The sequence below is a fragment of the Streptomyces sp. GESEQ-35 genome (genome assembly GCF_017948485.1).
GTDB lineage: Bacteria > Actinomycetota > Actinomycetes > Streptomycetales > Streptomycetaceae > Streptomyces.
In genome coordinates this window covers 218,442-243,506 of sequence record NZ_JAFFSX010000010.1, presented here as the reverse complement: position 1 = coordinate 243,506, position 25,065 = coordinate 218,442, and the positions used below count along the sequence as shown (strand labels likewise).

20 protein-coding genes are annotated in these 25,065 nt (G+C 69.8%); 11 read left to right on the top strand and 9 right to left on the bottom strand.

The window, feature by feature from the left end; translation table 11 throughout:
- The first annotated feature begins 28 nt into the window (after positions 1-28).
- Entirely contained in the window at positions 29-1,441 is a 1,413-nt protein-coding gene (locus KCH87_RS21550; protein WP_210587907.1) for an aminopeptidase P family protein, read from the top strand.
- 158 nt (positions 1,442-1,599) lie between these two features.
- Here the strand turns inward: KCH87_RS21550 and KCH87_RS21545 are convergent, their stop codons facing one another.
- Positions 1,600-2,271 (bottom strand): PAS domain-containing protein, encoded by a 672-nt coding sequence (locus KCH87_RS21545; protein WP_210587803.1) that lies wholly within the window; start codon positions 2,269-2,271, stop codon positions 1,600-1,602.
- Between the two features lie 239 nt (positions 2,272-2,510).
- On the opposite strand from KCH87_RS21545, the gene KCH87_RS21540 reads away from it, so the two are divergent.
- Positions 2,511-3,164, top strand: coding sequence for a helix-turn-helix transcriptional regulator (locus tag KCH87_RS21540; RefSeq protein ID WP_210587906.1), 654 nt, complete (start codon positions 2,511-2,513; stop codon positions 3,162-3,164).
- A gap of 38 nt (positions 3,165-3,202) precedes the next feature.
- Positions 3,203-3,733, top strand: coding sequence for a toxin-antitoxin system, toxin component (locus tag KCH87_RS21535; protein ID WP_210587905.1), 531 nt, complete (start codon positions 3,203-3,205; stop codon positions 3,731-3,733).
- A 13-nt stretch (positions 3,734-3,746) separates the two neighbouring features.
- On the opposite strand, the gene KCH87_RS21530 is transcribed toward KCH87_RS21535, so the two are convergent.
- Positions 3,747-4,790: an alpha/beta fold hydrolase gene (locus tag KCH87_RS21530; RefSeq protein ID WP_210587802.1), complete on the bottom strand. Its 1,044-nt coding sequence runs from the start codon at positions 4,788-4,790 to the stop codon at positions 3,747-3,749.
- Positions 4,791-5,018: 228 nt separating this feature from the next.
- On the opposite strand from KCH87_RS21530, the gene KCH87_RS21525 reads away from it, so the two are divergent.
- Positions 5,019-5,255 carry a hypothetical protein gene (locus KCH87_RS21525; protein ID WP_210587801.1) on the top strand — a complete coding sequence of 79 codons (237 nt, stop codon included), beginning with the start codon at positions 5,019-5,021 and terminating at the stop codon, positions 5,253-5,255.
- A 13-nt stretch (positions 5,256-5,268) separates the two neighbouring features.
- On the opposite strand, the gene KCH87_RS21520 is transcribed toward KCH87_RS21525, so the two are convergent.
- Together KCH87_RS21520 and KCH87_RS21515 are read right to left on the bottom strand one after the other, a co-directional pair.
- The gene (locus KCH87_RS21520) at positions 5,269-5,946 is read right to left on the bottom strand and encodes a 4'-phosphopantetheinyl transferase superfamily protein (protein ID WP_210587800.1); all 678 of its coding nucleotides are present in this window, start codon (positions 5,944-5,946) and stop codon (positions 5,269-5,271) included.
- A complete protein-coding gene (locus KCH87_RS21515) occupies positions 5,894-6,802 on the bottom strand; it encodes a metallophosphoesterase (protein WP_210587799.1) in 909 nt (302 codons plus the stop codon). Before KCH87_RS21515 ends, KCH87_RS21520 begins: the two co-directional genes overlap by 53 nt.
- Positions 6,803-7,084: 282 nt before the next feature.
- Here KCH87_RS21515 and KCH87_RS21510 point away from each other — a divergent pair, with 282 nt between their 5' ends.
- Together KCH87_RS21510 and KCH87_RS21505 are read left to right on the top strand one after the other, a co-directional pair.
- Entirely contained in the window at positions 7,085-8,209 is a 1,125-nt protein-coding gene (locus KCH87_RS21510) for an ATP-grasp domain-containing protein (protein WP_210587798.1), read from the top strand.
- A gap of 189 nt (positions 8,210-8,398) precedes the next feature.
- A complete protein-coding gene (locus KCH87_RS21505) occupies positions 8,399-10,084 on the top strand; it encodes a carbohydrate binding domain-containing protein (protein ID WP_210587797.1) in 1,686 nt (561 codons plus the stop codon).
- A 32-nt stretch (positions 10,085-10,116) separates the two neighbouring features.
- Here the strand turns inward: KCH87_RS21505 and KCH87_RS21500 are convergent, their stop codons facing one another.
- The 5 genes from KCH87_RS21500 to KCH87_RS21480 form a co-directional block, all read right to left on the bottom strand.
- Positions 10,117-10,941 carry a sulfotransferase gene (locus tag KCH87_RS21500; protein WP_247196581.1) on the bottom strand — a complete coding sequence of 275 codons (825 nt, stop codon included), beginning with the start codon at positions 10,939-10,941 and terminating at the stop codon, positions 10,117-10,119.
- A gap of 231 nt (positions 10,942-11,172) precedes the next feature.
- The gene (locus tag KCH87_RS21495) at positions 11,173-12,423 is read right to left on the bottom strand and encodes an alpha-L-fucosidase (protein ID WP_210587796.1); all 1,251 of its coding nucleotides are present in this window, start codon (positions 12,421-12,423) and stop codon (positions 11,173-11,175) included.
- Between the two features lie 189 nt (positions 12,424-12,612).
- Complete coding sequence (locus KCH87_RS21490) at positions 12,613-15,660, bottom strand: glycoside hydrolase family 38 C-terminal domain-containing protein (RefSeq protein ID WP_210587795.1); 3,048 nt, start codon at positions 15,658-15,660, stop codon at positions 12,613-12,615.
- Positions 15,661-15,711: 51 nt separating this feature from the next.
- A complete protein-coding gene (locus KCH87_RS21485) occupies positions 15,712-17,049 on the bottom strand; it encodes a 6-phospho-beta-glucosidase (RefSeq protein WP_210587794.1) in 1,338 nt (445 codons plus the stop codon).
- Positions 17,046-17,810: a DeoR/GlpR family DNA-binding transcription regulator gene (locus KCH87_RS21480; protein ID WP_210587793.1), complete on the bottom strand. Its 765-nt coding sequence runs from the start codon at positions 17,808-17,810 to the stop codon at positions 17,046-17,048. The genes KCH87_RS21485 and KCH87_RS21480 overlap by 4 nt, the downstream gene beginning before the upstream one ends.
- A 139-nt stretch (positions 17,811-17,949) precedes the next feature.
- Here KCH87_RS21480 and KCH87_RS21475 point away from each other — a divergent pair, with 139 nt between their 5' ends.
- Genes KCH87_RS21475 through KCH87_RS21455 form a run of 5 tightly spaced genes read left to right on the top strand, consistent with a single transcriptional unit; the run spans position 17,950 to position 25,031 of the window.
- Positions 17,950-18,969 carry a carbohydrate kinase family protein gene (locus KCH87_RS21475; RefSeq protein WP_210587792.1) on the top strand — a complete coding sequence of 340 codons (1,020 nt, stop codon included), beginning with the start codon at positions 17,950-17,952 and terminating at the stop codon, positions 18,967-18,969.
- A 52-nt stretch (positions 18,970-19,021) separates the two neighbouring features.
- Positions 19,022-20,308, top strand: coding sequence for an ABC transporter substrate-binding protein (locus KCH87_RS21470; protein ID WP_210587791.1), 1,287 nt, complete (start codon positions 19,022-19,024; stop codon positions 20,306-20,308).
- On the top strand, positions 20,308-21,261 hold the full coding sequence (locus KCH87_RS21465) for a carbohydrate ABC transporter permease (protein WP_210587790.1): 954 nt from the start codon (positions 20,308-20,310) through the stop codon (positions 21,259-21,261). The genes KCH87_RS21470 and KCH87_RS21465 overlap by 1 nt, the downstream gene beginning before the upstream one ends.
- Positions 21,262-21,276: 15 nt before the next feature.
- Entirely contained in the window at positions 21,277-22,116 is an 840-nt protein-coding gene (locus KCH87_RS21460) for a carbohydrate ABC transporter permease (RefSeq protein WP_210587789.1), read from the top strand.
- Complete coding sequence (locus KCH87_RS21455; RefSeq protein ID WP_210587788.1) at positions 22,113-25,031, top strand: glycoside hydrolase family 2 TIM barrel-domain containing protein; 2,919 nt, start codon at positions 22,113-22,115, stop codon at positions 25,029-25,031. The genes KCH87_RS21460 and KCH87_RS21455 overlap by 4 nt, the downstream gene beginning before the upstream one ends.
- Positions 25,032-25,065: the final 34 nt, after the last annotated feature.

The window sequence follows — 25,065 nt, the reverse complement described above, 5'->3', positions numbered from 1 at the left end:
GCCACCACTCACGGAAGAGGTGCCCGACATGGCCAAGGGCCGCAAGAACGGTCTGTACCGAGGAATCTCCGACGAGTTGTCCGCCCTGATGCGTACGGGCTGGGCCGACACCGAGCGCAGGGACCTGAAGCCGACCGAGCAGGCCCCCTATGCCGCCCGCCGCCGCGCCGCGCTGTCCGCCCGATTTCCCGGTGAGCGGCTCGTCGTCCCGTCCGGGGGCCTCAAGATCCGCGCGAACGACACCCATTACCCGTACCGCCCGTACACCGGCTATGTGCACCTGACCGGCGACCAGGCCCGCGACGGCGCCCTGGTCCTCGAACCGCTGCCGGGCGGCGGGCACGACGCGCACTGCTACCAGCTCCCCCGTGACGGCCGGGACAGCGACGAGTTCTGGACGGGCTACACCGCCGAGCTGTGGATGGGCCGCCGCCGTACGCTCGCCGAGTCGGAGCTGGTGCTCGGTGTGGAGTGCCGGGACATCCGTGCGATCGCGGAGGACCTGGCGGAGTCCACGGGCACCCCCACCCGTGTCATCCGCGGCGTCGACCCGGCGCTGGAGGCGGTACTCGCCACCGACGCCGAGCGGGACGACGAGTTCGAGGAGGCCGTCTCCGGACTGCGTCTGATCAAGGACGAGTGGGAGACCGCCGAGCTGCGCCGGGCCGTCGACGCGACGGTCCGTGGATTCACCGACGTCGTACGGGAGTTGTCACAGGCGGTCGCCACCTCGGAGCGGTGGATCGAGGGCACCTTCTTCCGCCGGGCCCGCGTCGAGGGCAACACCGTCGGCTACGGCTCCATCTGCGCGGCCGGCGAGCACGCCACGGTCATGCACTGGCAAGACAACGACGGCCCTGTCCGCCCCGGCGAACTCCTGCTGCTGGACGCGGGCGTGGAGACCCGCACGCTCTACACCGCCGACGTCACGCGCACGCTCCCGATCAGCGGCACCTTCACCTCGTTGCAGCGCGAGATCTACGACGCGGTGTACGAGGCCCAGGAGGCGGGCATGGCCGCGGTCAAGCCCGGTGCGCACTACCGCGACTTCCATGAGGCCGCCCAGCGGTCGATGGCCGCCCGCCTCGTGGAGTGGGGCTTCCTGGAGGGGCCGGCCGACCGCGTCTACGAGCTGGGCCTCCAGCGCCGCTTCACCATGGCGGGCACCGGTCACATGCTCGGCCTCGATGTCCACGACTGCGCCACGGCCCGCAACGAGGAGTACGTCGACGGCGTCCTGGAGGCCGGTATGTGCCTGACGGTCGAGCCGGGCCTCTACTTCCAGCCCGACGACCTGACCGTCCCCGAGGAGTGGCGCGGCATCGGCGTCCGGATCGAGGACGACGTGCTGGTGACGGCGGACGGGAACGAGAACCTCTCGGGGGCGCTCCCCCGCTCCGCGGACGAAGTCGAGGCGTGGATGAGGGAGTTCGCGGGCTGAGCCCGGAAAGGGGTCACCCCGCCACCGGGGTGACCCCAGGTCGGACCCGGCTCCGGCAGATGCACACCTAGCGGGTCGGCTGATGCGGCCGGCGCAGTCAGCCGTTCGTCCGTCCTGACCAGAGCGCCGTCGGCGACCTGAACGCCGGCGGTGCCCGGTCAGGCGTCGGGGACGGGAACCACCGTGAGGTGGGTCGCCGTGCGGCGGGCGCGCGGGGATCTGCGGCCGGTGGGGGTCGCGCGGCGGGCGGGGCGGAGGACCAGCGTCATCCGCGTGTAGCCCATCTCGTGCAGCATCCGGGGTGTTTCGTCGACGACCCGGCAGTCCGTGTTGCCCCAGCGCGGGTCCGGGTGCAGCACCGGGCGGACCGCACCGTCGTGCGCGAGGGCCTGCTCGCCGACCGCGCGGATCCAGTGCGGCAGGCCCTGCCGGTAGGCGGCTTCCATGAGGGGGTCCTGGGCGATGTCCCGGCGGATCGACTGCAACCCGTGGTCGTGGCCGTTGCGCTCCACGGCGGCCGCGAAGAGGGCCAGCATCGGCAGGCACCAGCTCGACTCGTGTTCCCCGAGGACCGTGCTCGCGTCCGGGTGGAACAGGACGAAGCGCAGGAAGTTGTCGTACGGCATGGCCGTCGGGTGCGGGCCGACGCCGCGGAAAAGTGTCTCGAAAGCGGGGTTGGCCAGGACCACGTCCCAGCGGTGGTCGAGCACGACGGACGGGAAGGGGACGGCCTCCAGGAGGGTGGCGTAGTCCTGGAGATACGCCTGGGCCTCAAGACTCTCGGGGACGGGCCGCGGCGCCGGACGCTGCCCACCTGCCTGATACGCCATCGGGAGGTCACCCCTCTTGCCTATGCGGCCTTCACGCGGCGCCTTGATCCTGCTGCCCCGACGCGAGGCGTGTCAACTATCGTGGCATTTCGTGCCGGTTGACGGCTGAAATTGGCCACAGTTGTGGCGAGACCTGGATGTGAGTTCGAACCACCAGCTACTCTCCGGGAAGTTCACGGCGACCGTGTGTTGTGAGAATGCCGGTGAGAAGGTCTGTGAGAGACGTGGGAGATCTGTCGGTGACGGATGGCTTCGAGGGTCCGGGCGCCGCGATGGCGGCGCTGTCGGCCGTTGTCGCCCGGGTCACCGCACTCGCCGACCGGCTCGGCGTGCCACACCCGGACGTCTTCGACACCGGCCGTCTCTCCGTGGCCTCCGGTGTCCCCGAGCCCGTGGTCAAGGCCCTGCTGAGCGGCCGTCCGGCGGGCGAGCCCGATGTGCAGGCAAGGTTTCTGCAACGCCTGGACCTGCTGCGTCGCACCCGGCTCAAGCCGAACGGACGCAAGTACACCCAGCAGGAGATCGCGGACGGCGCGGGCATGTCGCGGCAGCAGGCGGGCGCCCTCATCAACGGCGACCGGCGCCCCACCATGGAACACTGCGACGCCATCCAGCGCTTTTTCCGGGTCCATGCCGGATTCCTCACGGCCGAGGACCCCGAAGCGTTCGCGGGCGCCCTCCAGCGCACCGAGCAGGAGCTGCTGCAGAAGCTCGCCGACCGCGAGCGGGAGGCGGCCGCTGCCGCCCACGACCCGCTGGAACGGCTGCTCCAGGACCACGGCGTCCGCGGAATCGCCTGGCGGGCCGCACAGCTGCCCACCGACCAGCACCGCGACAAGGTCGCCGAATGGCTGGACATGCTCTTGGAGAGCGTCAAGCGGCCCGAGTCGTAATCCGGGGGAGAGCAGTGGGAGTGGGCATCGACAAGGAAATGCGCCGCCTGTGCGGCGAGTTGGTCGCGGAGCTGACGCTCCCCGCACCGGCACGGCCCGAGGACCTGTACGGCGCGCTGTGCGATGCCATGAGCAGACGCCGCGGCCGCCCCGTCCACTTCCGTACGGCCGCCTTCCCGCCCGGCACCGCCAGCGGACTGTGGCTCGACATGACCGACCAGGACGTCGTGGTCGTCGAGGAACGCACCGCCCCCGACCACCAGTTGGTCATCCTGGGCCATGAGCTGTGGCACATGAAGGCCGGGCACTGTAGCCATCACGTCGAGGGCGCCGCGGTCGCCGCCCGGCTTCTCAGCGACGAGGCCGACCTCCAGGACACCGTCCGCAGAATCGGCGCCCGCAGCCGCTTCGACCTCGCCGACGAGAAGGACGCCGAGAGCTTCGGCCTGCTGCTGGCCAGCAAGTGCCGTGCATGGCTTGCCGGTTCGTCGCTGCGGGGGCCGGTGCAGCGGGATCATCTGGCGGGGCGGATCGAGGCGTCGCTGGGCTATCTGGGGCCGCAGGGCTGAACGACGGCCGACCTCAGGTGGCACTGCGTTCACTCGCCTGCCTCAAGTCGCGTTCCACGGCCCTGCTGTGGGCGGTGTCCGGCTGGCCCGCCGTGGTGCCGGGGCGGCCCGCTCTCAGCAGGTCGCGCCAGTGGTCGCGGCTCCAGTGGGCCGGTGAGGTGGAGTTGGTGAACTCCTCGACCAGTGCCACGAAGCGGGCGGGGTCGGTGTGAAAGGGGAAGTGGCCGGCGCCCTCGAAGATCTCGAGCCGGCTGCCGGGCATCGCCTCGTGCGCACCGTAGGCGTGCCGCACCGGCACGACGCTGTCCCGGTCGCCCCACAGCAGCATGGTGGGCATGCCCTCGGTCAGATAGCAGCGGTCGAGCATGGTCACGACCTGGCCGCGCCAGTCGACCACCGCGCGCAGGGTGCGGATGAAGGCGTTGCGTGAGGTCTCGTCGGGCAGCGCGTCGACGAGGGTGAGCAGTTCCGGCGCGTCCCGGCCGAGGTCGGTGTCCAGGAGCCTCATCAGGTGGACGGCGAGACCTACTTGGAGGCGCATGCCGGGCAGCCGCAGCGCGGAGAGGGCGAGGTACGAGCCGGGCAGGGTGACCGCCCGCAGCACCGGGTTGACCTCGCGGCCCACGCCGCCCGCGCTGACCAGGATGAGCCGCTCGGTGCGCTCGGGGAACTGGTAGGCGAACTGCATCGCCACTCCCCCGCCGAGCGAGTGTCCGACCAGGGTCGCCGACTCGATGCCGAGCGTGGTGAGCAGATCCCGTACGCCGTTGGCGTACGCGGCCACCGAGTAGTCGGCGCGGGGCTTGTCCGAGGCGCCGTGGCCCAGCAGGTCGGGGGCGATCACCGTGTGGGTGCGGGCGAGGTCCGGGATCAGCTCGGTCCAGGTCGCCGAGGAGTCGCCGATGCCGTGGATGAGCACCAGTGCCGGGCCTTCGCCCGCCATGCGGAAGGCCCGTCGGTAACCGTGCACCACGCGGTACTGCAACTCCAGTTCTCCGTCACCCACCGGGCGCAGCCGTACGGCACGCACAGGGCGCCGGTGTGGGCCGTCGACCACGCGCACCTCCCGTTCCGGCGGCCGCCCGGAAGCGGCCGAAAGCCCTCCACTCCAGCGTAGGGCCGCTGTCCTTCAGGGGATTTCGGCGAGGTTTCACCTCCGCTAAGCGGGCGAACCGACGAGTAGCCGGGCCGGATTGTCAGTGGTGGGCGGCAAGCTTGGAGGTGCGCGATACCTGAGAGCGGGTGCGCGCATGACCGACGACGCCGACGTGGGGAGAGCCGACCGATGCCGACCGTTGTGATGACCGACCGTGAGCGCACCGCCGTACAGGCCTATCTGCGGCTGCTGCACACCGTGCGTGCCGCCTTCGACACCGCCGCCGGCCCGCCGGGCGGTGGTCGGCCACCGGCGGTGCCACCGTCCGTGCTGGCCGAGGCGGAGCAGGCGCTGGCGGACGCGGGGCTCGCGGGCAACGAGGAGGAGTTCTTCCGTCTGCTGAAGAGCTGGTGCCCGGAGCCGTGAGAAGGGCGCGCGCTCAGGGCTGGTGGGGGACGGCGACAGCCGTCGCCACCAGGCCGCGCCGGACGGTCCAGCGGCCCTCGAAGTGACCGATCCGCCGACTGCCGACGCGCGGCCCGGGGACGAGGAGTTCCGCGCGGAAGCCGCCGCCCGGCAACTCGCCGGGGTCCGCGGAGACCTCGATGTCGGCCTCGGTGAAGTCCAGCCACTGCCGGGTGAGGGGGTACCACGCCTTGTAGACGGACTCCTTGGCGCTGAACAGGAGCCGGTCCCAGTGGACGTCCGGGCGGGCCGCGGCCAGCTCGCGCAGCCGCTGTCGCTCCGCGGGCAGGGACGTGGCGGCCAGGACTCCGTCCGGAAGCGGGTGATGGGGTTCGGCGTCGATGCCGATGGAGGCCAGGTCGGTGGCGCGGACCAGGGCGGCGGCGTGGTAGCCGTCGCAGTGCGTCATGCTGCCGACCAGGCCGGCCGGCCAGCCCGGGGCGCCGCGCTCGCCGGGCAGGACGGGCTGCGGCGGCACGCCGAGCTTCTCCATGGCGCGGCGGGCACAGGCCCGTACGGTGGCGAACTCACGGCGGCGCTTGTCGATCGCCCGCGCCACGACCGCCTCTTCCTCGGGGTACAGAGGCGCCGGTTCGTCGTTACCGTACGTCTCCACGACCACCACCGAGGCCGGCAGCAGCTCCTCGATCACCGGGCCCGACCTCCCTGGGCAGTATGCGGCGCAGTGTCCCCGGGTCCTGGGTGCGCTTGCTCCATTCCCGTGGGTATCCCACGGAGACCTCTTCGAAGCGGACACCGTCGTGCCAGGTCGTCCTTGGGATATGCAGATGACCATAGACCATGGTCTCGACCCGGAATCGGCGGTGCCAGTCGGCGGTCAGCCGGGTGCCGCACCACATGGCGAACTCGGGGTACCACAGCACCTCCGTCGGATGCCGGTCCAGCGGGTAGTGGTTGACCAGCACCGTCGGCAGGTCGTCGGGCAGCTCGGCGAGCCGGCGCTCGGTCGCCTCGACCCGGGCCCGGCACCAGGCCTCGCGGCTCGGGTAGGGGTCGGGGTGCAGCAGATACTCGTCGTTGCAGACGATCCCGGTGCCGTGCGCGTACGCCAGCCCCTCGTCCTTGGTCGCGCTGCCGGCGGGGAGGAAGGAGTAGTCGTAGAGCAGGAACAGCGGTGCCACGGCCACCGGGCCGCCGGGGCCGTCCCAGACGGGATAGGGGTCCTCGGGCGTGAGTACGCCGAGTTCCCGGCACAGTTCGACCAGGTGCTCGTAGCGGGCGACGCCGCGCAGGGTGACGGGGTCCTTCGGGTGGGTCCACAACTCGTGGTTGCCGGGGGCCCAGACCACCTTGCGGAAGCGGTCGACGAGGGTCTGAAGGGCCCAGCGCACGTCGGAGACGGTCTCGGAGACGTCGCCGGCCACCAGGAGCCAGTCGTCGTCCGTCTCGGGGTGCATCTTCTCGACGAGGGCGCGGTTCTCCGGGTAGCCGATGTGCAGATCGCTGATGGCCAGCAGTTGCCCGGCGCCACCGGCCGTCGACGTCACCTGTTGCCCCTTCCGCGCACGAATGGCTCCACGACAGCACATCCGCGGCCCCCGGACAAGCGGATCTCGGCGGCGGGCTATCAGGAGAACATCGCCCCGACAGGCACTATCCGAAAATCCGTAACACGTACGTTGCACGCCACACCCCTGCAACGTCGTATGATCGCCCCAACACCACCACCACGAACTTCCCTCAGCGGGGGCAGTTTGGTGTTCCCTCCATTCGACCTGGCCGGGCACGGCCTGCTCCGCCGTGCCCGCGAACCGTGAAAGGCGGCCTGCATGGTCTCTCGCGTACGCGTCTGGCTCAACCGCACGTACGCGGAGAACGTGTTCTTCATGGATCAGCTACGGCGAAATCCCAGCGATCGGGCCGTCGAGATCCATGCCACGCACGGAGACGCCGACTCGCCCGTGCTGGCCGCCGCCGACACCGCCGACCTCGAGCCGGAGGGCCTGTCCCCGGCCGGGTATGTCGAGTACGCCCTGGACCAGTGCGCGCGCCGCGGCATCGACGTGTTCGTGCCCCGTATGCACCAGTCGGCGATCGTGGCGCACCGCTCCGAGTTCGAGGCGGTGGGTACGGCGCTGCTGGCGCCGCCGCCCGAGGCCACGGCCGTCTTCCAGGACAAGGTGATCGCGTACGAGGCGGTCGAGGCGGTCGGCGTGCCGGTGCCGCCGTGGTGGCGGGTGCGGTCGGCGGACGAACTCATCGCCGCGGTCGAGGAGTTGGAGGCGGGCGGCCACAAGGCGTGCTTCAAGCCGGCGTCCGGCGCGGGCGGAGTGGGCTTCCGCATCATCACCCGCACGCCCTTCTCGATGATGCACCTCACCGGCTTCCCGAGTTCGTACGTCCCTCTCGATCTGGTCGAGCAGGCGCTGCGGCAGGCCGATGAGCCGGTGGACTGGCTGGTCATGCCGCGCCTCGAACAGCCGGAGGTGTCGGTGGACTGCCTCACCGGGCCCGACAACCGGATCCGGCTGGCGGTGGGCCGCACGAAGAACGGCCGGCGGCGTGGGTTCACGCTGCACGAGCAGTGGCTGGAGCCGGCGCGGGCGATCGCGGAGGGCTTCGGGCTGCACTATCTGTCCAACATCCAGTTCCGGATGTACGGGGAGACGCCGGTGCTGATGGATGTGAACACGCGTCCGGCGGGTGGGCTGCATCAGCTGTCGCTGTGCGGGATCAACGCGCCTTGGGCGGCTGTTCAGTTGGCGATGGGCGAGGACCCGGGTGAGGTGGTTCCGCCGTTCCTCGGGCAGGACTACACGGTTGTTTCGGGGCCGCGGCCGTTGCGGGCGACGTCGCTGCCGCACCAGCGGGTGGAGGCGCCTGTGCCTGCGCAGGCAGCGCCTTCAGCTGTCAACTCCGTTGAGGTTGCCACGGCTCAGGTTTTGCCGCTTTAGGTTGTCTGCCGGGTGCGGGTCGTCTGTGGCTTGTCGCGCAGTTCCCCGCGCCCCTAAAAAGCACGTCTCGTCGCCGGTATGGACCAATTGGCGCCTGGATTCTTGACAGGGTCGTTGGTCCATACCAATTTGGATTGCGCACCCTCTTGCACCACCTCCCGAACAACCCCATTCCTTCAGGGAGATCGCGTGCGCAACTCACTGTTCAGGCGTTCCAGACGTCGGCTGCTGGCGCTGCTCGGTACCGCAGCCCTCGCTCTCACCGGGGCCGTCGCCCTTCCCGGTACGGCCCAAGCGGCCAACATCCTGCCCAACCCCGGCCTCGAGTCGGGGGCCCTCTCCCCCTGGTCCTGCACCGGCAACCTCGGGTCGGTCGTCTCCTCTCCCGTGCACGGGGGCACCAAAGCCCTTGCAGGGGCGGTGAGTTCGAGCGACATCGCCAAGTGCAGTCAGACTGTCTCCGTCCAGCCCAACACGGCGTACACGCTGAGCGGTTGGGTGCGCGGTTCCTATGTGTACCTGGGCGTGGACGGCGGGGCCTCCACATGGGCGTCGTCGCCGTCGGCGTACAGCCGGCTCAGCGTGGGCTTCACGACCGGTGCCTCGCAGACCAGCGCGACCATTTACGTCCACGGCTGGTACGCCCAAGGCACCTACTACGCCGATGACATCAGCCTCGACGGACCCGGCGGTGGCGGTTCCGACACGCAGGCGCCCTCGGTGCCGGGCAGTCTGCGGTCCACCGCGAAGACGTCGTCGAGTGTGTCGCTGGCGTGGAACGCGGCCACGGACAACGTCGGGGTCACCGCGTACGACATCTACAGCGGGTCCAGTCAGGTGCTCAGCGTCTCCGGTACGAGCGCCACGGTGAGCGGGCTCTCGGCGAGCACCGCCTACACCTTCACCGTGCGGGCCCGGGACGCGGCCGGGAACACGTCGGCGGTCTCCAACTCCGTGTCCGTGACGACCGACGCGGGCGGTGGCGGCGGCACCGGGTTCAAGCAGGCGGCGCCCTATCTGTACCTGGGCTGGGGTGATCCGCCCAGCGCCACCTCGGTGATGAGCGCGACCGGCATCAAGTGGTTCACGATGGCGTTCATCCTCTCCTCGGGCGGCTGCAACCCGGCCTGGGACGGGTCGCGTCCGCTGACCGGCGGCAATGACCAGAGCGTCATCAACTCGATTCGTTCCGCGGGCGGTGACATCGTTCCGTCGATCGGCGGCTGGAGCGGCAACAAGCTCGGGCCCAACTGTGCGACACCGGAGGCGCTGGCCGGTGCGTATCAGCGGGTGATCGACGCATACGGGCTGAAGGCGATCGACGTCGACATCGAGAACACGGACGAGTTCGAGAACGCCGTGGTGCAGGACCGGATCCTCAACGCCCTGAAGATCGTCAAGGTGAACAACCCGGGCCTGCGCACCATCATCACCTTCGGTACGACGACGACCGGTCCCACCTACTGGGGCAACCGGCTCATCGACCAGGCCAAGGCGCTGGGCGCCGATATCGACGTGTTCACGATCATGCCGTTCGACTTCGGCGGCGGCGCCGACATGTACGGCAACACCGTGAACGCGACGGAGGGGCTGAAGAACAAGCTGAAGTCCGCCTTCGGGTGGGACGACGCGACGGCCTACGCCCACATCGGTATCTCCGGCATGAACGGGCTCAGCGACCAGCAGGAGCTGACGTCTCCGGCGACCTGGACGCAGATCCGTGACTGGGCGAACTCGCACCACATCGCCCGGCTCGCGTTCTGGTCGGTCAACCGCGACCGGCCCTGCCCCGGCGGGGGCGTGGTGAGCAACTGCTCCGGCATCAGCCAGAGCAACTGGCAGTTCACGTCCATCACGGCCGGGTTCACCGGCTGAGGCGGGCGTCGGCGTGGGGGTATCTGCGGCGCCTAGGCCTCGTACCCCCACGCCTTCGCGATCTCCTTAAGGCGCGGCGGCAGTTCGGCGGTCGGGTCGGCGGTGCGGGCGGCCTGGATACGGCCCGACTTGATGGTGCTGCTCCAGTCGCCGAGCTGGGGGCGGAAGGTGCCGTGATCCTTGCGGCCGTAGTCGAGCATGCCGCTCTCCCACTCGACGCCGAGGTAGTCGCACAGGGCGCGGGTGGCCTTCTCCGGTTCGGCGGTGAGTTCCTCGTACGTCACGATGTGGGCGTTCTCGAGGTTCTGCCGCGCCTCCTCCAGCTTCTCGGAGTAGCTGAGCACCTCGGCGAGGATCGCCTCGTGGTCGGGATCCCTGCGGCGTTCGGTCAGGGACGCGACGATCGCGCCCGGGTGACGCAGCAGCAGGATGTAGCGGGCGCCCGGCCAACATCGGTCCAGCCGCCGCCAGATGAGGGTGTTCGGCGGCGTCTTGTCGACGATGACGTCCATGCCGCTGCGGGTGAGCTCAAGGTGCAGCACCCGGTCCCACAGCAGATGCTCCAGCTCGGCCTTGTCGAGTTCCAGCGCCTTCATGGCGTCCGCGCTGAAGCTGCGGGTCAGCTGGACATGGACCGTGCGCAGATGCATCTCGTGCGGGGCGCGGATCCGGCTGTGGCTGTTCAGCAGCACCCGCAGCAGGGTCGAGCCGGAACGCACCGAGGACAGCACGAAGACCGGCGACTCCACCAGCCGCGGGGCGAGCGGAGCGACGTACGTCGACTGCTTCGGCTTCGCGGCGGGCCGAGGGGAAGGAATGGCGTCCAGGGTGCGACGCGGCGGGCTCACCGCCTGCATCATCAGTCTCCCCCGGCGCCTCAGCCCCTTGCCGATCGCTGACTTACGCGAGTCTCCCACCGCGACACCTCTCTCTTGCGCCTTACCTTCGCATCTCACGGGCAGTAGGCGAACTCCAAGTGTCCAAGAAGCAAAGCGCCATGGTCACGGGCTCCGGAATTTCGGCCGTGACCAGGCGCTTTACCGCTACCTTAAATCTTCATGGGAGTTCCTGGGACAACGTGTTCGTGTTCAGAACCGTCCGGCCCCCCGGTACAGCTCCAGCTCTCCGTCCAGCTCGACCGCGAGGACCGTGGCGTACGGGTCCAGGTCGGCCTCGGCGGGCGGTTCGATCCACAGCACGCCCGGCGTCTCGTGCAGACCTCCGGTGATCCGGTGGGCCAGTTCGGTGCCGCTGCCGAGCACCGTGACCCGGCGCACGGGGCCGAGCAGACCGCGTACGTTGATCTCGGCGCGCGGGGCGTCGAAGAGGATCAGATACAGGGTGCGGCGGTCCGCCGAGAGGGTGCTCGGGCCGTAGTGGTGGCCGGCCGGGAGGCCGCGCACGGCGCCGTACACCGCCTCCGCGTGCCTGGCGATCCAGTCGCCGAGTCCCTCCAGGCGCTCGACCTGCTCGGCCGGGATCGTGCCGTCCTCGCGCGGTCCGACGCTGAGCAGCAGATTGCCACCGCCGCCGATCGTCTCGGCGAAGTAGCGGATCAGCTGGTCGACCGACTTGTGGTTGCGATCGTGGTGCTGGTGGCCCCAGGAGTCGTTGATCGTCAGGCACAGCTCCCAGGGGCCCTCGGGCGGTATGACGGGTGCGCCCTGCTCCGGGGTGGCGTAGTCGCCCTCGCTGAGCATGCGGGCGTTGAAGACGACGTCCGGGACCTCGGAGCGGATCAGCGCGGCCAGTTCCGGGATCCGCCACTGCTCCTCGCTGCGGTCCCACTCGCCGTCGAACCACATCAGGTCCGGCTTGTACCGGGAGCTGAGTTCGCGGATCTGGCCGTCCCGGTAGGCGATGAAGCGTTCCCAGGCGTCCAGGTCCTCGAACTCGGCCGCGACCTCGGAGTACCGGTTGTCCTCCAGCTCCGGCGGCCGGCCCGGCTTGCGGGTGGAGGCGTAGTCGGGGTGGCTCCAGTCGGAGTGCGAGTAGTAGAGGCCGACCTTGAGACCCTGCTCACGCAGCGCGTCGGCGTACCCGGAGATCAGGTCCCGGCCGACGTTCAGATCACCGTACGCGGTGTCCCAGAGGGCGACTCCGTCGTGGTGGCGACTGGTCAGCACGGCGTACTTGGCGCCGGCACGGGCAAACAGCTTCGCCCACTCCTCCGGCTCGTACCGGGAGGCGGTGAAGCGATCAAACTGGGACATGTAGGCGTCGTACGGGACGATGTCGTCGTAGAACGACCAGGACTCCTGGACGCCGTCGACGGCGTAGATCCCCCAGTGGATGAAGATGCCTAGCTTGGCGTCGGCGAACCACGGCTGCAAGGGCACGATTGAACTCCTCAGCGGCAATAGGTCACTTCGAAGGCGAAGGGGCGGGCCCGGCAGCGGCCGAGCCCGCCCCTCCCCAGGTGGGGCGGCCATTTAATGGGCGGTACCGGTCCCACCTAAGGGGCGCGGGGAACTGCGCGACCAGCCCCCACCGGACCCGCAGTGAAAACCGGCCCTCTTAGCGGAGCGCTACGCGCGAGCGAGACGCAACGTCAGCACCTGGAACGGCCGCAACTCCACCACCACCCCGCCATCGGCGACCTCGACCCGCTCCTCCGCAAGCGGCCGCTCCAGCAGGTCGGTCACCTTCACGCCGCCCAGCGGGAAGCCCGTGCGCAGCACACCCCGCCCCCGTCCACCCAGGGACTCGTAGAGCCGTACGACAACGTCGCCGGACCGGTCGTCGGCCAGCTTGACCGCCTCGATCGTCACGCCCTCGCCGTCCACGGAGACGACCGGCTCGGGCGCGCCCGCCGCATCCGCCACCCGCAACGGGAGGTTGAGGGCGTAGCCCTCGGCGACCGCGTCCGCGATGGTCGCGCCGGGGAGCAGCGCGTAGGTGAAGGTGTGGCGGCCCTGGTCGGCCCCCGGGTCCGGGACGCGCGGGGCGCGGACCAGGCTGAGGCGGACCGTGGTCGTCGTACCCCCGTCCTCACGGACCGTGCGGGAGACATCGTGGCCGTACGTCGAGTCGTTGATGACCGCGACGCCGTAGCCGGGCTCGCCGAGGTGCACCCAGCGGTGGCCGGACACCTCGAAGCGGGCCGCCTCCCAGCTGGTGTTGGTGTGCGTGGGCCGCTGGATGTGGCCGTACGCGATCTCGGCGGACGAATGCGGCGCCCGGATGTCCAGCGGGAAGCCCGCCTTGAGGAACTTCTCGGCCTCGTGCCAGTCGATGTCCGTCTCGAAGTCGATACGGGGGCTGCCGGCGCGGAGCGTGATGGTCTGGGTGATGGTCGAGCCCTTGCCGAAGGACCGCACGACCCGGACCGCGCCGATCAGCGGGTCCTGTTCGACGACCGTGATCTCCGAGGCGTCCAGCAGGTCCGTGTAGCGGTTCTTGTAGTGCTTGTCGACGTCCCAGGCGTCCCAGTAGTTCGGGAGGTCGGTGTGCAGGCGCAGCAGATTGCCCTGGTCGGCGAGGACTTCGCGGTTCGCCTTCAGGTCGCGGACGGAGGCGAGGGTGCCGTCCTCGGCGACCTCGACGCGGACCAGGCCGTTGTCGAGGACCCGGCCGGTGACGGTGACGGGCTGCGCGGGCGCGGCGGCGACGAGGGGCGCGCTGCCGCTCGCGGGGACCTCCACGTACGCGGGAGCACCCTCCGCCGTACGCACGACCTCGGCCCGGTCGTACGGGCTCGTGTTGAAGACCCGGCTTCCGCCGCCGCCCAGCGCGGCGACCGCCTCGGCCGTGAGGGCTTCCAACTCCTCGGCCACACGGGCGTATTCGGCCTCCGCCTCCCGGTGCACCCACGCGATCGACGAGCCCGGCAGGATGTCGTGGAACTGGTGCAGCAGCACCGTCTTCCACAGGCGGTCCAGCTTCTCGTACGGGTACGCGTAGCCCGGCGCGTGCAGTGCGGCCGTCGTCGCCCACAACTCCGCCTCGCGGAGCTTGTGTTCGGACCGGCGGTTGCCCTGCTTGGTGCGGGCCTGCGAGGTGTACGTGGCGCGGTGCAGTTCGAGGTAGAGCTCGCCGACCCAGACCGGGGCGTCCGGGTACTCCTCACGGGCCTTCGCGAAGAACGCGTCGGGGTGTTCGACGACGACCTTCGGCGAGCCCTCCAGGTCCGCCAGCCGGCGCGCCCGTTCCATGATCTCGCGGGTGGGGCCGCCACCGCCGTCGCCCCAGCCGAACGGGGCCAGGGAGCGGGTGGCGCCGCCCTTCTCCTGGTAGTTGCGGACCGCGCGGGACATCTCCTCGCCGCTGAAGCGGGCGTTGTAGGTGTCGACCGGCGGGAAGTGGGTGAAGATGCGGGTGCCGTCGATGCCCTCCCACCAGAAGGTGTGGTGGGGGAACTTGTTGGTCTGGTTCCAGGAGATCTTCTGGGTGAGGAACCACTCGTTGCCGGCGAGCTTGGCGAGCTGCGGGTAGGCCGCGCTGTAGCCGAAGGAGTCCGGCAGCCACACGCCCTTGGTCTCGACGCCGAAGTGCTCGATGAAGAACCGCTTGCCATGGATGAACTGGCGGGCGACCGCCTCGCCGCCGGGCAGGTTGCCGTCGGCCTCCACCCACATACCGCCGACCGGCGCCCACTGGCCCTTCTTCACCGACTCCTGGATGCGGGCCCACACCAGCGGGTAGTTGTCGCGCACCCACTCGTACTGCTGGGCCTGCGAGCAGGCGAAGATGAAGTCCTCGTACTCGTCGGCGAGTGCGGTGACGTTCGAGAAGGTGCGGGACGTCTTGCGCTTGGTCTCGCGGATCGGCCACAGCCAGGCGGAGTCGATGTGCGCGTGGCCGACACCGGAGACCACGTGCGCGCTCGCGTTCGCGGGCCGCGACAGCACCGGGCGCAGCGCGGCACGTACCTCCGCCGCCGAGCCCGGGACGTCGTCCAGGTCGAGCAGGTCCATCGCCCGGTCCAGCGCGTGCATGATCTCGTGCCGGCGCGGGTCGTGCTCACCCAGCTCCAGCATCAGCTCACGCAGCACCTGCACATCGAGGTCGAGGTGGAAGACCTCCTCGTCGAGGACGGCGAGGTCGGCGCGCTGGAAGGTGTAGAGGGGCTTGTCGCCGGCGGTCAGGACATCGCCGAGCGGGGTCGGGGCCGCGAAGTCATTGGCGAGGATGTCCGGGTTGGAGGCCGCCTCGACCAGATAGTCGATCTGCTCACCGCCCGTCGCCGGGTTGGCGATCGGCACGTACTGGTTGAGCGGGTTGACCGCCTTCAGCGGCGTGCCGTCCGTGCGGTGGACCAGCGCCTCGGCCTGGTTGCCGGGCCAGTCCCCGATGAAGCCGAGGTCGATGACCGCCTCGACGCGCTTCCCCGCCCACTCGGCGGGCACCTGCCCGCGCATCCGGAACCAGGTCGTGCCCCAGGGCGGGCCCCACGGGGTGTCCATCGTGAAGGGGGCGTACGGAGCGGCCGCCGCCTCCTCGAAGGAGACCGGCTCGCCCGGCGCCTGCCAGGCCTCGACGTCGAAGGGCACGGTGGCCGCGTAGACCGCCGTCTTGATCCGCTGGTCGTGAAGGCGCTGGACGCGCTCCTCGATCCGTCGGCGTTCGTCGTGCATCAGAGTCTCCAGAGAGCGAGCGGGGACATGAAGAGCCTGCCGGGAAAGCGCTTACCCAAGGTACGCGAGACCAGGGTGGACCTGCGTGTATCCGTCGACCAGTCTGCGGGCCACGTTCACGGAGTCGACCAGCGGGTGCAGGGCGAAGGCCTTCACCGCGGTCGTACGGGAGCCGGACTCGGCGGCGGCGAGAACCTCGCGCTCGACCGCCTTGACCGAGCAGACGAGTCCGGTCGCGTGGTCGGGCAGCGGATCGACGGCGACGGGGTGGGCGCCGCCCGCGTCGACGAGGCACGGGACCTCGATGACGGCATCGTTGTCAAGGACGGAGAGGGCGTGCTGGTTGCGCACGTTGAGGATCAGGGTGGTGCGCTCGTCGCGTGCGATGGCCCGCATCAGGGCGAGGGCGACCTTCTCGTAACCGCCGGAGAGGTCGTCGGCATCGCGCTCGCCGGCGCCCGCCGTCTCCCGGTTCTCCGACATGTACGTCGCCTCGCGCTCGGCGCGGGTGCGGTCCCAGGCCAGGAACGCCGCCGCGCTCGGGTCGCGCATCTCGTCGTAGAAGCGGGCCTGCTGGTCGCGCAGGAAGGCGCCGCGGGTCTGGTGGGCCTCCTGGTAGGCGCGTACGGCTTCCCGGTTGAAGTAGTAGTAGTGCAGGTACTCGTTCGGGATCACGCCCAGCGACTGGAGCCAGTCGGGGCCGAAGAGCTTGCCCTCCTCGAAGGAGCCGAGCAGTCCGGGGTCGGCGAGCAGCCGCGGCAGCTCGTCGCGGCCGGCGACGCGCAGGCCACGCACCCAGCCGAGGTGGTTGAGGCCGACGTAGTCGATCCAGGCCTCGCGCGGGTTGGCGCCGAGCACGCGGGCGATACGGCGGCCGAGGCCGACCGGCGAGTCGCAGATGCCGATGACGCGGTTGCCGAGGTGGCGGGACATGGCCTCGGTGACCAGGCCCGCGGGGTTGGTGAAGTTGATGACCCAGGCGTCGGGCGCCAGGCGGGCCACGCGCTGGGCGATGTCGACGGCGACGGGCACCGTGCGCAGGCCGTAGGCGATGCCGCCCGCGCCGACCGTCTCCTGGCCGAGGACGCCCTGCGCCAGCGCCACGCGCTCGTCGTTCGCGCGTCCCTCCAGGCCGCCGACACGGATCGCGGAGAACACGAAGTCGGCGCCGCGCAGCGCCTCGTCGAGGTCGGTGGTGGCGGTCACCTCGGGCGCGTCGGGGACGTCCGCCGCCTGCTCGGCCAGGACGCGCGTCACGGCATCGAGCCGGCCGGCGTCCAGGTCGTGCAGCACGACCTCGGTCACCCGGCCCTCGGCGCGGTCCCCGAGGAGCGCCCCGTACACGAGCGGCACCCGGAATCCGCCGCCACCCAGAATCGTCAGCTTCACGCTTGCACCTTTCCTGCCACGATCACGTCGACGCCGGCCTCCTCCAGGGAGGATCGTGTCGCCGCGTCCACGGGCCCGTTCGTCACCACCACGTCCAGGTCCTCGGGACCGCAGACCTTCGCCATGCCCGTACCCGGGAACTTCGCCGAGTCGGCGAGGAGGACGACCTTCTCACCGGCCTTGATCATGGCGCGCTTGACCGGCACCTCGACCACGGTCGTGTCCATCACCTGCCCTCCCGGGCGCACTCCGCTGGTGCCGAGGAAGAGCCAGTCGGCGTGCAGCTGGCGCAGGTTGTCCTCGGTGAGGAAGCCGACCAGGGAGCGGTACTCGCGGCGGACCATGCCGCCGAGGAGGACCAGCTCGATGTCCTCGTCGTCGGCGAGCTCCTCGTAGACCACCAGGTTGCTGGTGATCACGGTGATCCGGCGGCCGTGCAGCCGGCGGGCCAGCCGGTAGGCGGTGGTGCCGATGTCGAGCAGCACCGACTGACCATCTTTGATCAACTCCGCGGCCCGGGCCGCTATGCAGTCCTTCTCGGACACGCGCATCTCGGCGACCTCGGCGAAGGGCTGGTCGCCCTCCTCCGCCACGGCGCCGCCGTGCACCCGGGTGAGCAGGCCGTCCTCCTCGAGTTTGACCAGGTCACGCCGGACGGTGGCGGGGCTCACACCCAGTTGCTCCGAGAGATCGGTCACGGCCGCGGGGCCGCCGGAGCGCAGGGCCCGCAGGATGAGTTGATGTCGTCGTTCTGCCAGCACGCGATGAACAGTACTCGTCATCTTCAATCATTTCCATGCTCAGTTCTGCTGAGGTATTGACCAATGTCGCCGAGCAGCGCACGATTCCGGTCATCGAAAATGACGAGTTTTGACGAGCTCCCCACGAAGGGATGTGCGCGTGGACGATGACAGGACCGATGTGCTGCTGACCGGTCTGCTCTTCTACGACCTCGTCCTCACGGGGCTCGGGAAGCCTCCGACGCCGGGTGAGGAGATCTGGACGTCCGGTATGGGCTCCGGTCCGGGCGGCATCGCGAACCTCGCGGTGGCCGCGTCCCGCTTCGGCCTGAAGACCTCCCTGGCCACGGTTTTCGGCGACGACTTCTACGGCGAGCACTGCCGTGACGTCCTCGCCGACCAGGAGGGCGTCGACCTCTCGCTCTCCCGCACGGCAGACGGCTGGCACACTCCGGTCACCGTCTCCATCGCCCACGGTCACGACCGTGCCCTGGTCACCCACGGCCAGGAACCGCCGTACTCGCAGGACACGCTGATGGGCGACCCGCCCGAGGCGCGTACCGCGCTCGTGCACATCGAGGCCGAGCCGCGCGAATGGCTCGGCAAGGCGGCCGCGAACGGCACGCAGATCTACGCGGACGTCGGCTGGGACCCCACCCAGCAGTGGTCCACCGACCTCCTCGACCAACTCTCCCTGTGCCACGCCTTCCTCCCCAACGAGACCGAGGCGATGGCCTACACCCGCAGCGACAGCGCGGTCGCTGCGCTCGGCACGCTCACCGAGCTGGTGCCGGTCGCCGTGGTCACCCGCGGCGGCGACGGCGCGATCGCCGCCGACCAGACCACGGGCGAGTACGCGGAGGTACCCGCCCTCGACATCGATGTCCTGGACGCGACGGGCGCCGGGGACGTGTTCGGCGCGAGCTTCGTCGCCGCCTCGCTCGGCGGCTGGCCGCTGGCTGAGCGGCTGAAGTTCGCGGTGCTGGCGTCCGGTCTGTCCGTACGGCACCACACCGGAGCGCTGGCCGCCCCCGGCTGGTACGGCATCCACCAGTGGTGGCAAACCCTCGACGACCCCGGACTGCGGCGCTCCTACGGCTTCCTGGCCGACCGGATGCCGCGGGACCCGGGGCCGCCCGTCCGGTACGCACCGCTGACTCCTCCGAACACCCCCCAGTGATCTCCACACGAAGAACGTCTCGCACACGAAGATCCGAAAGGCGGTGGGAGCTGTGCGGCTCTCACGAAGAGGCCTGCTGCGCGCGGGCCTGGCCGGTACGGCCGCCACGGCACTCGGCGGCCTGGCGACCGGCTGTGCCGTTCCGACCGGGTCGACCGGCCGGAACATGGTCCTGTGGTACTGGGACGGCGGCCTCGGCGACACGGTCCTGGAAAAGGCCAGGGCCCGCTACGGCAGCTCGGTCGACCTCCAGGCCATCAAGATCGGCGGCTACTACCGGTCCAAGCTGATCACCACGATGACCGGCCGCGCCCACATCCCCGACATCGCGGGCCTCAAGGGCGAGGACATGGCGTCCTACCTGCCCAACGCGGACCAGTTCGTGGACCTGAGGACGCTGGGCGCGGAGAAGTACAAGAGCCAGTACCTGGCGTGGAAGTGGGACCAGGGCATCGCCGACGACGGCACGATGGTCGGCTTCCCGATCGACTGCGGGCCGGTCGCGCACTTCTACCAGTACGAGGTGTTCCGCAAGGCGGGTCTGCCGTACGAACCGGCGGACGTCTCCGAGGAGTTGAACACCTGGGAGAAGTACTTCGCGGCGGGCGAGCGGCTCAGGCAGCGGATCCCGGGGACCTCGCTGCTCACCGACGTCAACAGCGTCTTCGAGAACGTGGTGCAGCAGGGCAGCAAGCGCTACGTCGACAAGGACCGCCACTTCATCGGCGACCAGGAACATGTGCGGGCCGCCTGGGCCCTCGCCGTGGAGGCCAAGAAGCGCAGGCTCGTCTCCGACCTCGTCACCGGCACCCCGGACCAGATCTCCGCGGTGGACACCGGCAAGCTCCCCAGCCAGCTCGGCGCCTCCTGGGCGACGTACGACATCAAGAACGGCAACCCGAAGACCAAGGGCAAGTGGCGGATCGCCGACATGCCCGTGCGGCCCGCCAACAACGGCGGTTCGTTCCTGTCGATCACCAAGGCGTGCCGGGAGCCCGAGCGGGCCTTCGAGATCATCGCCTGGATGCTCAACGCGGCCAACCAGGCCTCGGGTTACGTCGACGCGGGCCTGTTCCCCTCCACACCCGCCTCGTACGGCCTGGGGCAGCTTCAGGAGCCGGACGACTTCTTCGGCGGCCAGGTGACCACGGACGTCTTCGGGCCCGCCGCGCAGAAGATCGTGGTGGCCTACAACAGCCCGTTCGACGTGGCGCTCGGGCAGCCCATCAAGGACGAGATCAAGAACGTCGGCGTCCTCGGCAAGGACCCGGACAACGCCTGGAGTGACGCCATGAGCAAGTGCCGGCGTATCGCGAAGCATCTGGGGGTGAGCTACTGATGGCCGTCATCGAGCAGACCCCGCCCGCTGTGGCTCAGCCCTCCCCGGCCCGGCCGAAGAGCGGCTTCCGCAAGTACTGGCACCTCTACGCCGCGATCTCCCCCTTCTATCTGCTCTTCCTCGCCTTCGGCCTGATCCCGGTCGGCTTCTCGCTCTATCTGTCCTTCCACCGCTGGGACGGCCTCGGCTCGATGGAGTGGGCGGGCCTGTCCCAGTACCAGTACCTGCTGAGCGACAGCGACTTCTGGGACTCGATCGGGAACACGATCATCATCTGGGCGCTGGCCACCTTCCCCATGATCTTCCTGGCGATGGTGACGGCCGTGATGCTCAACTCGGCGGTCCGCTTCAAGAACGTCTACCGCTTCGCGTACTTCCTGCCGAACGTCACCTCGGTCGTGGCCATCGCGATCGTCTTCGGCTCGGTGTTCTCCACCAACTTCGGCCTCGTGAACGCACTGTTGCAGGCGGTGGGTCTCGACCAGGTGGCCTGGCTGAACACACCGTGGGGGATCAAGGTCGCCATCGCGACGCTGATGACCTGGCAGTGGACCGGCTACAACGCGATCATCTTCCTCGCGGGACTTCAGACCATCCCGAGCGAGCTGTACGAGGCGTCTCGGGTGGACGGCGCCGGTCCGGTGCAGACGTTCTTCCGGGTCACGCTGCCCTTGCTGCGGCCGACCCTGCTGTTCGTCCTCGTGATCTCGACGGTGACCGGTCTTCAGAGCTTCACCGAGGCACAGGTCCTGCTCCAGAACACCTCGAACGACTCGACGTTCTCCGGCGGCCCGGACCACGCGGGCCGGACGATGGTCCTCTACTTCTTCCAGCAGACCTTCGACAACAACGACTTCGGCTACGGCGCCGCCGTGGCGTGGGGCATCTTCCTCGTCGTCGTCATCTTCTCGATCATCAACTGGCGGCTGGTCCAGCGCCGGGGCGAAGACTAAGGAGGCCTGGACACCATGGCATCCATCAAGGGTTCCCGGCGCCGGGGCATCGCACTGCACGTGGTCCTGGTCCTCGGACTGCTCCTGTCGGCCTTCCCGTTCTACTGGGCCGTCATCATGTCGACGCACACGTCGAGCGAGATCTTCTCCTACCCGCCGAAGCTGCTGCCCGGCTCGCACTTCCTGGAGAACGTCCGAGGCCTCTTCGACAACATCGACTTCTTCGGCTCGATGCTCAACTCGCTGCTGGTGGCCTCGGCGGTGACCTTCCTGGTCCTGCTCTTCGACTCACTGGCCGCGTTCGTCTTCGCCAAGTTCGACTTCCCGGGCCGCAACCTGCTGTTCGGGCTGCTGATGCTGATCTTCATGGTGCCGACACAGCTGGCGATCATCCCGCAGTTCGTGATGATGTCGAAGATCGGCTGGATAGGCTCCATGACCGCCCTGATCGTCCCGGCGGCCGCCAACGCGTTCGGCATCTTCTGGATGCGCCAGTACATGAAGAGCGCCATCCACGACGAACTGCTGGACGCCTCCAAGCTGGACGGCGCGAACTTCCTGCGCCAGTACTGGCACGTGGCGCTCCCGGTCGTCCGCCCGGGTCTCGCCTTCCTCGGCATCTTCACCTTCATGGGCCAGTGGAACGACTACGCCTGGCCGCTGATCGCCCTCACCAACCCGGACAACGTGACCCTCCAGGTCGCCCTGTCCCAGCTCAACGGCACCCACGGCACCACCGACTACGGAATGGTCATGACCGGCGCGCTCCTCGCCCTCATCCCGCTGCTGATCGTCTTCGCCATCGGTGCCCGGCAGATCATCGGCGACCTCGCGAAGGGAGCCGTCCGCGGATGAACCCGCTGTGGGCGCTCCGCCCCTGGGAGGCACCCGAGGTGACCTCCTGGGGGCGGATTCCGATGAACGCCGTGGACCGGCGCACCGGGGCGCTGAAGCTCGACGGCGACTGGCGGTTCCAGCTGCTGCCGACGCCCGACGCGGCCGTGACCGACGTCTGGTCCACCTCGTACGTCCCCGGCGCCTGGACCCTCCAGGACACCGACGACCTCCCCCAGTACACCAACACCCGTATGCCGTTCCCCGAGTTCCCGCCGTCCTCCCCCACGGCCAACCCGACGGGCGTGTACGAGCGCGAGGTGGACGTGCCCGCCGAGTGGGCGGGTCGGAGGATCGTGCTCCAGGTGGGTGCGGCCGAGAGCGTGCTGCTGGTGCAGGTGGACGGGCGGCCGGTCGGGATCTCCAAGGACTCGCACTTGGCGGCCGAGTTCGATCTGACGGACGTCGTACGCCCGGGCTCGTCCGCGACCCTACGGCTCACGGTCGTCAAATGGTCCGACGCCTCCCACATCGAGGACCAGGACCAGTGGTGGCACGGCGGCATCACCCGGTCGGTGCTGCTGTACGCGACGGATCCGCTGTATCTCGCCGACGTGACCGTGCGGGCGCGTGCCGGCGGCGCGCTGCGGGTCGACTGTCAGGTGCGGGACGCGCACGGTGCGCTGCCGGACGGCTGGTACGTCACCGGCGACCTGGACGGCGAATGCCTCGCGCAGGACGCCGAGTTCGACCGGGTCAACGCCGAGGACGAGCGCGTCTCCGACTTCCTCGGCGAGGCACGGATGCGCGCCGTGGTCCCCGACGTCCGCACCTGGACCGCCGAGACGCCCGGGCTGTACGGCCTGACCGTCCGGCTGCACCGCGCCGACGGAACGGTCGCCGACACCTCGCGGCACCGCATCGGTTTCCGCGATGTCGAGATCGTCGGCCGGGACCTGCTGGTCAACGGCGAGCGGATCTACGTCCGGGGCGTGAACCGGCATGACTTCCATCCGCTGACGGGCAGGACGGTGTCGTACGACGACATGCGCGCCGACCTCGTCCTGCTGAAGCGCTTCGGCTTCAACGCGATCCGCACCGCGCACTATCCGAACGACCCGGCGCTCTACGACCTCGCGGACGAGCTCGGTTTCTACGTCGTGGACGAGGCGGACATCGAGTCGCACGACCACGCCCATGAGATCGCGGACGACCCGCGCTATCTGAACGCCTTCGTGGACCGCGTCTCGCGGATGGTGCTGCGGGACAAGAACCACCCGTCGGTGATCATCTGGTCGCTGGGCAACGAGTCCGACTACGGGGCCAACCACGACGCGGCGGCGGGCTGGGTGCGCCGGCACGATCCGACGCGGCCGATCCAGTACGAGGGGGCGGCCAAGACCGGCTGGGCGGATCCGGATGTGGCCTCGGACATCGCGTGCCCCATGTACGCGCCGATCGAGGACTGTGTGGCCCATGCCCTGTCCGGTGAGCAGACCAAGCCGCTGATCCAGTGCGAGTACTCGCACGCCATGGGCAACAGCAACGGCACACTCGCCGACCACTGGGCCGCCATCGAGTCAACGCCAGGTCTTCAGGGCGGCTTCATCTGGGAGTTCTGGGACCACGGCATTCTCCAGCGAGTGACTGACGGCAGACCCGCCGGGCGCTCGGGCGCCGGGCTGTACGACAAGGGTGTCGCCGCGCCCGGCCATCGCTGGGCGTACGGCGGCGACTTCGGGGAGAAGATCCACGACGGCGCGTTCGTCGCCGACGGGATCGTCTTCCCCGACCGCACGCCCAAGCCCGTGATGTACGAGCACCGCGAGATCGCGGCGCCGGTGCGGCTGACGTGCTTCCGGCACGAGGGGCTGGTGGTCGAGAACCACCAGTGCTTCCGGGGGCTGGACTGGCTGTCCGCCCGGTGGGAGCTGGCCCTCTCCGACGGGCGGACGCTGACCGCTCCGGCCGCGCTGCCCGACCTGATTCCCGGCGAGACGGCGGCGGTGCCGCTCCCCTTCGAGCTGCCGGACGACGGCGGCGAGGCCTGGGTGACGCTCCGGGTGACCACGAAGGACGACGAGCCGTGGGGGCCGCGCGGCACCGAGGTGTGCGCGCCCCAGCTGCGGCTGCGGGCCGCGGCGGCTCCGCGGAACGCGGTCGTCCCCGGCCCGCCCGTCGTGGTCGACACGGAGGGGCTCCTGGTCCATCCGCTGCTGACGGCCGCCCCCACGTTGTCGCTGTGGCGGGCGCCCACCGACAACGACGAGCTGGGCGGCATCGCGCTGCGCTGGCGGTCCTGGGGGCTCGACGCGCTCGTGCGCAAGGTCGTGTCGGTGCGGCAGGACCACGGACGGGTGGCTGTGCACGCCGAGTACGCCGGCACGATCGGCGTCGTCCGCCATGTGCAGGTGTTCACCCCCGTCGAGGGCGGCGTGCGGGTCGAGGAATCGGCCGAGCTGCCCGAGGACTTCGAGGACGTGGCCCGGGTGGGCACCGTGTTCGAGACGGTGCCGGGGCTCGACCTCCTGGAGTGGTTCGGACAGGGGCCCTGGGAGTCGTACCCGGACCGGAGTTCCGGCGCGCCCGTCGGCCATCACTCCGTGTCCGTGGACGACCTGTTCACCCCCTATCTGCGCCCCCAGGAGAGCGGCGGGCGGCACGGCGTACGGCACTTCACGCTGTCGGCGCCGGACGCCACCGGTCTCGCGGTACGGCTGGACGAACCCCGGCAGGTCTCGGTGACCCGGTACCGCGCCGAGGACCTGACCGCCGCAGCGCACCACGACGAGCTGGTCCCGCGACCGGGGTGCGTGGTGCACATCGACGCGGCGCACCGGGGGTTGGGGACCGCGTCGTGCGGCCCGGACACCTCGGCGTCGTACCTGATCCCGCCGGGTGTCCATCGCTGGAACTGGACCCTGCGCGCTCTCTGAACACACTCTCTTCAGCTCTGCCAACCCCCCTCAC

Bases quoted from the DNA above. Each gene is read 5' to 3' on its own strand.
- KCH87_RS21550 (WP_210587907.1), top strand. From the start codon at position 29: ATGGCCAAGGGCCGCAAGAACGGTCTGTACCGAGGAATCTCCGACGAG.
- KCH87_RS21545 (WP_210587803.1), bottom strand. From the start codon at position 2,271: ATGGCGTATCAGGCAGGTGGGCAGCGTCCGGCGCCGCGGCCCGTCCCC.
- KCH87_RS21535 (WP_210587905.1), top strand. From the start codon at position 3,203: ATGCGCCGCCTGTGCGGCGAGTTGGTCGCGGAGCTGACGCTCCCCGCA.
- KCH87_RS21525 (WP_210587801.1), top strand. From the start codon at position 5,019: ATGCCGACCGTTGTGATGACCGACCGTGAGCGCACCGCCGTACAGGCC.
- KCH87_RS21510 (WP_210587798.1), top strand. From the start codon at position 7,085: ATGGTCTCTCGCGTACGCGTCTGGCTCAACCGCACGTACGCGGAGAAC.
- KCH87_RS21500 (WP_247196581.1), bottom strand. From the start codon at position 10,941: ATGCAGGCGGTGAGCCCGCCGCGTCGCACCCTGGACGCCATTCCTTCC.
- KCH87_RS21490 (WP_210587795.1), bottom strand. From the start codon at position 15,660: ATGCACGACGAACGCCGACGGATCGAGGAGCGCGTCCAGCGCCTTCAC.
- KCH87_RS21465 (WP_210587790.1), top strand. From the start codon at position 20,308: ATGGCCGTCATCGAGCAGACCCCGCCCGCTGTGGCTCAGCCCTCCCCG.
- KCH87_RS21460 (WP_210587789.1), top strand. From the start codon at position 21,277: ATGGCATCCATCAAGGGTTCCCGGCGCCGGGGCATCGCACTGCACGTG.
- KCH87_RS21455 (WP_210587788.1), top strand. From the start codon at position 22,113: ATGAACCCGCTGTGGGCGCTCCGCCCCTGGGAGGCACCCGAGGTGACC.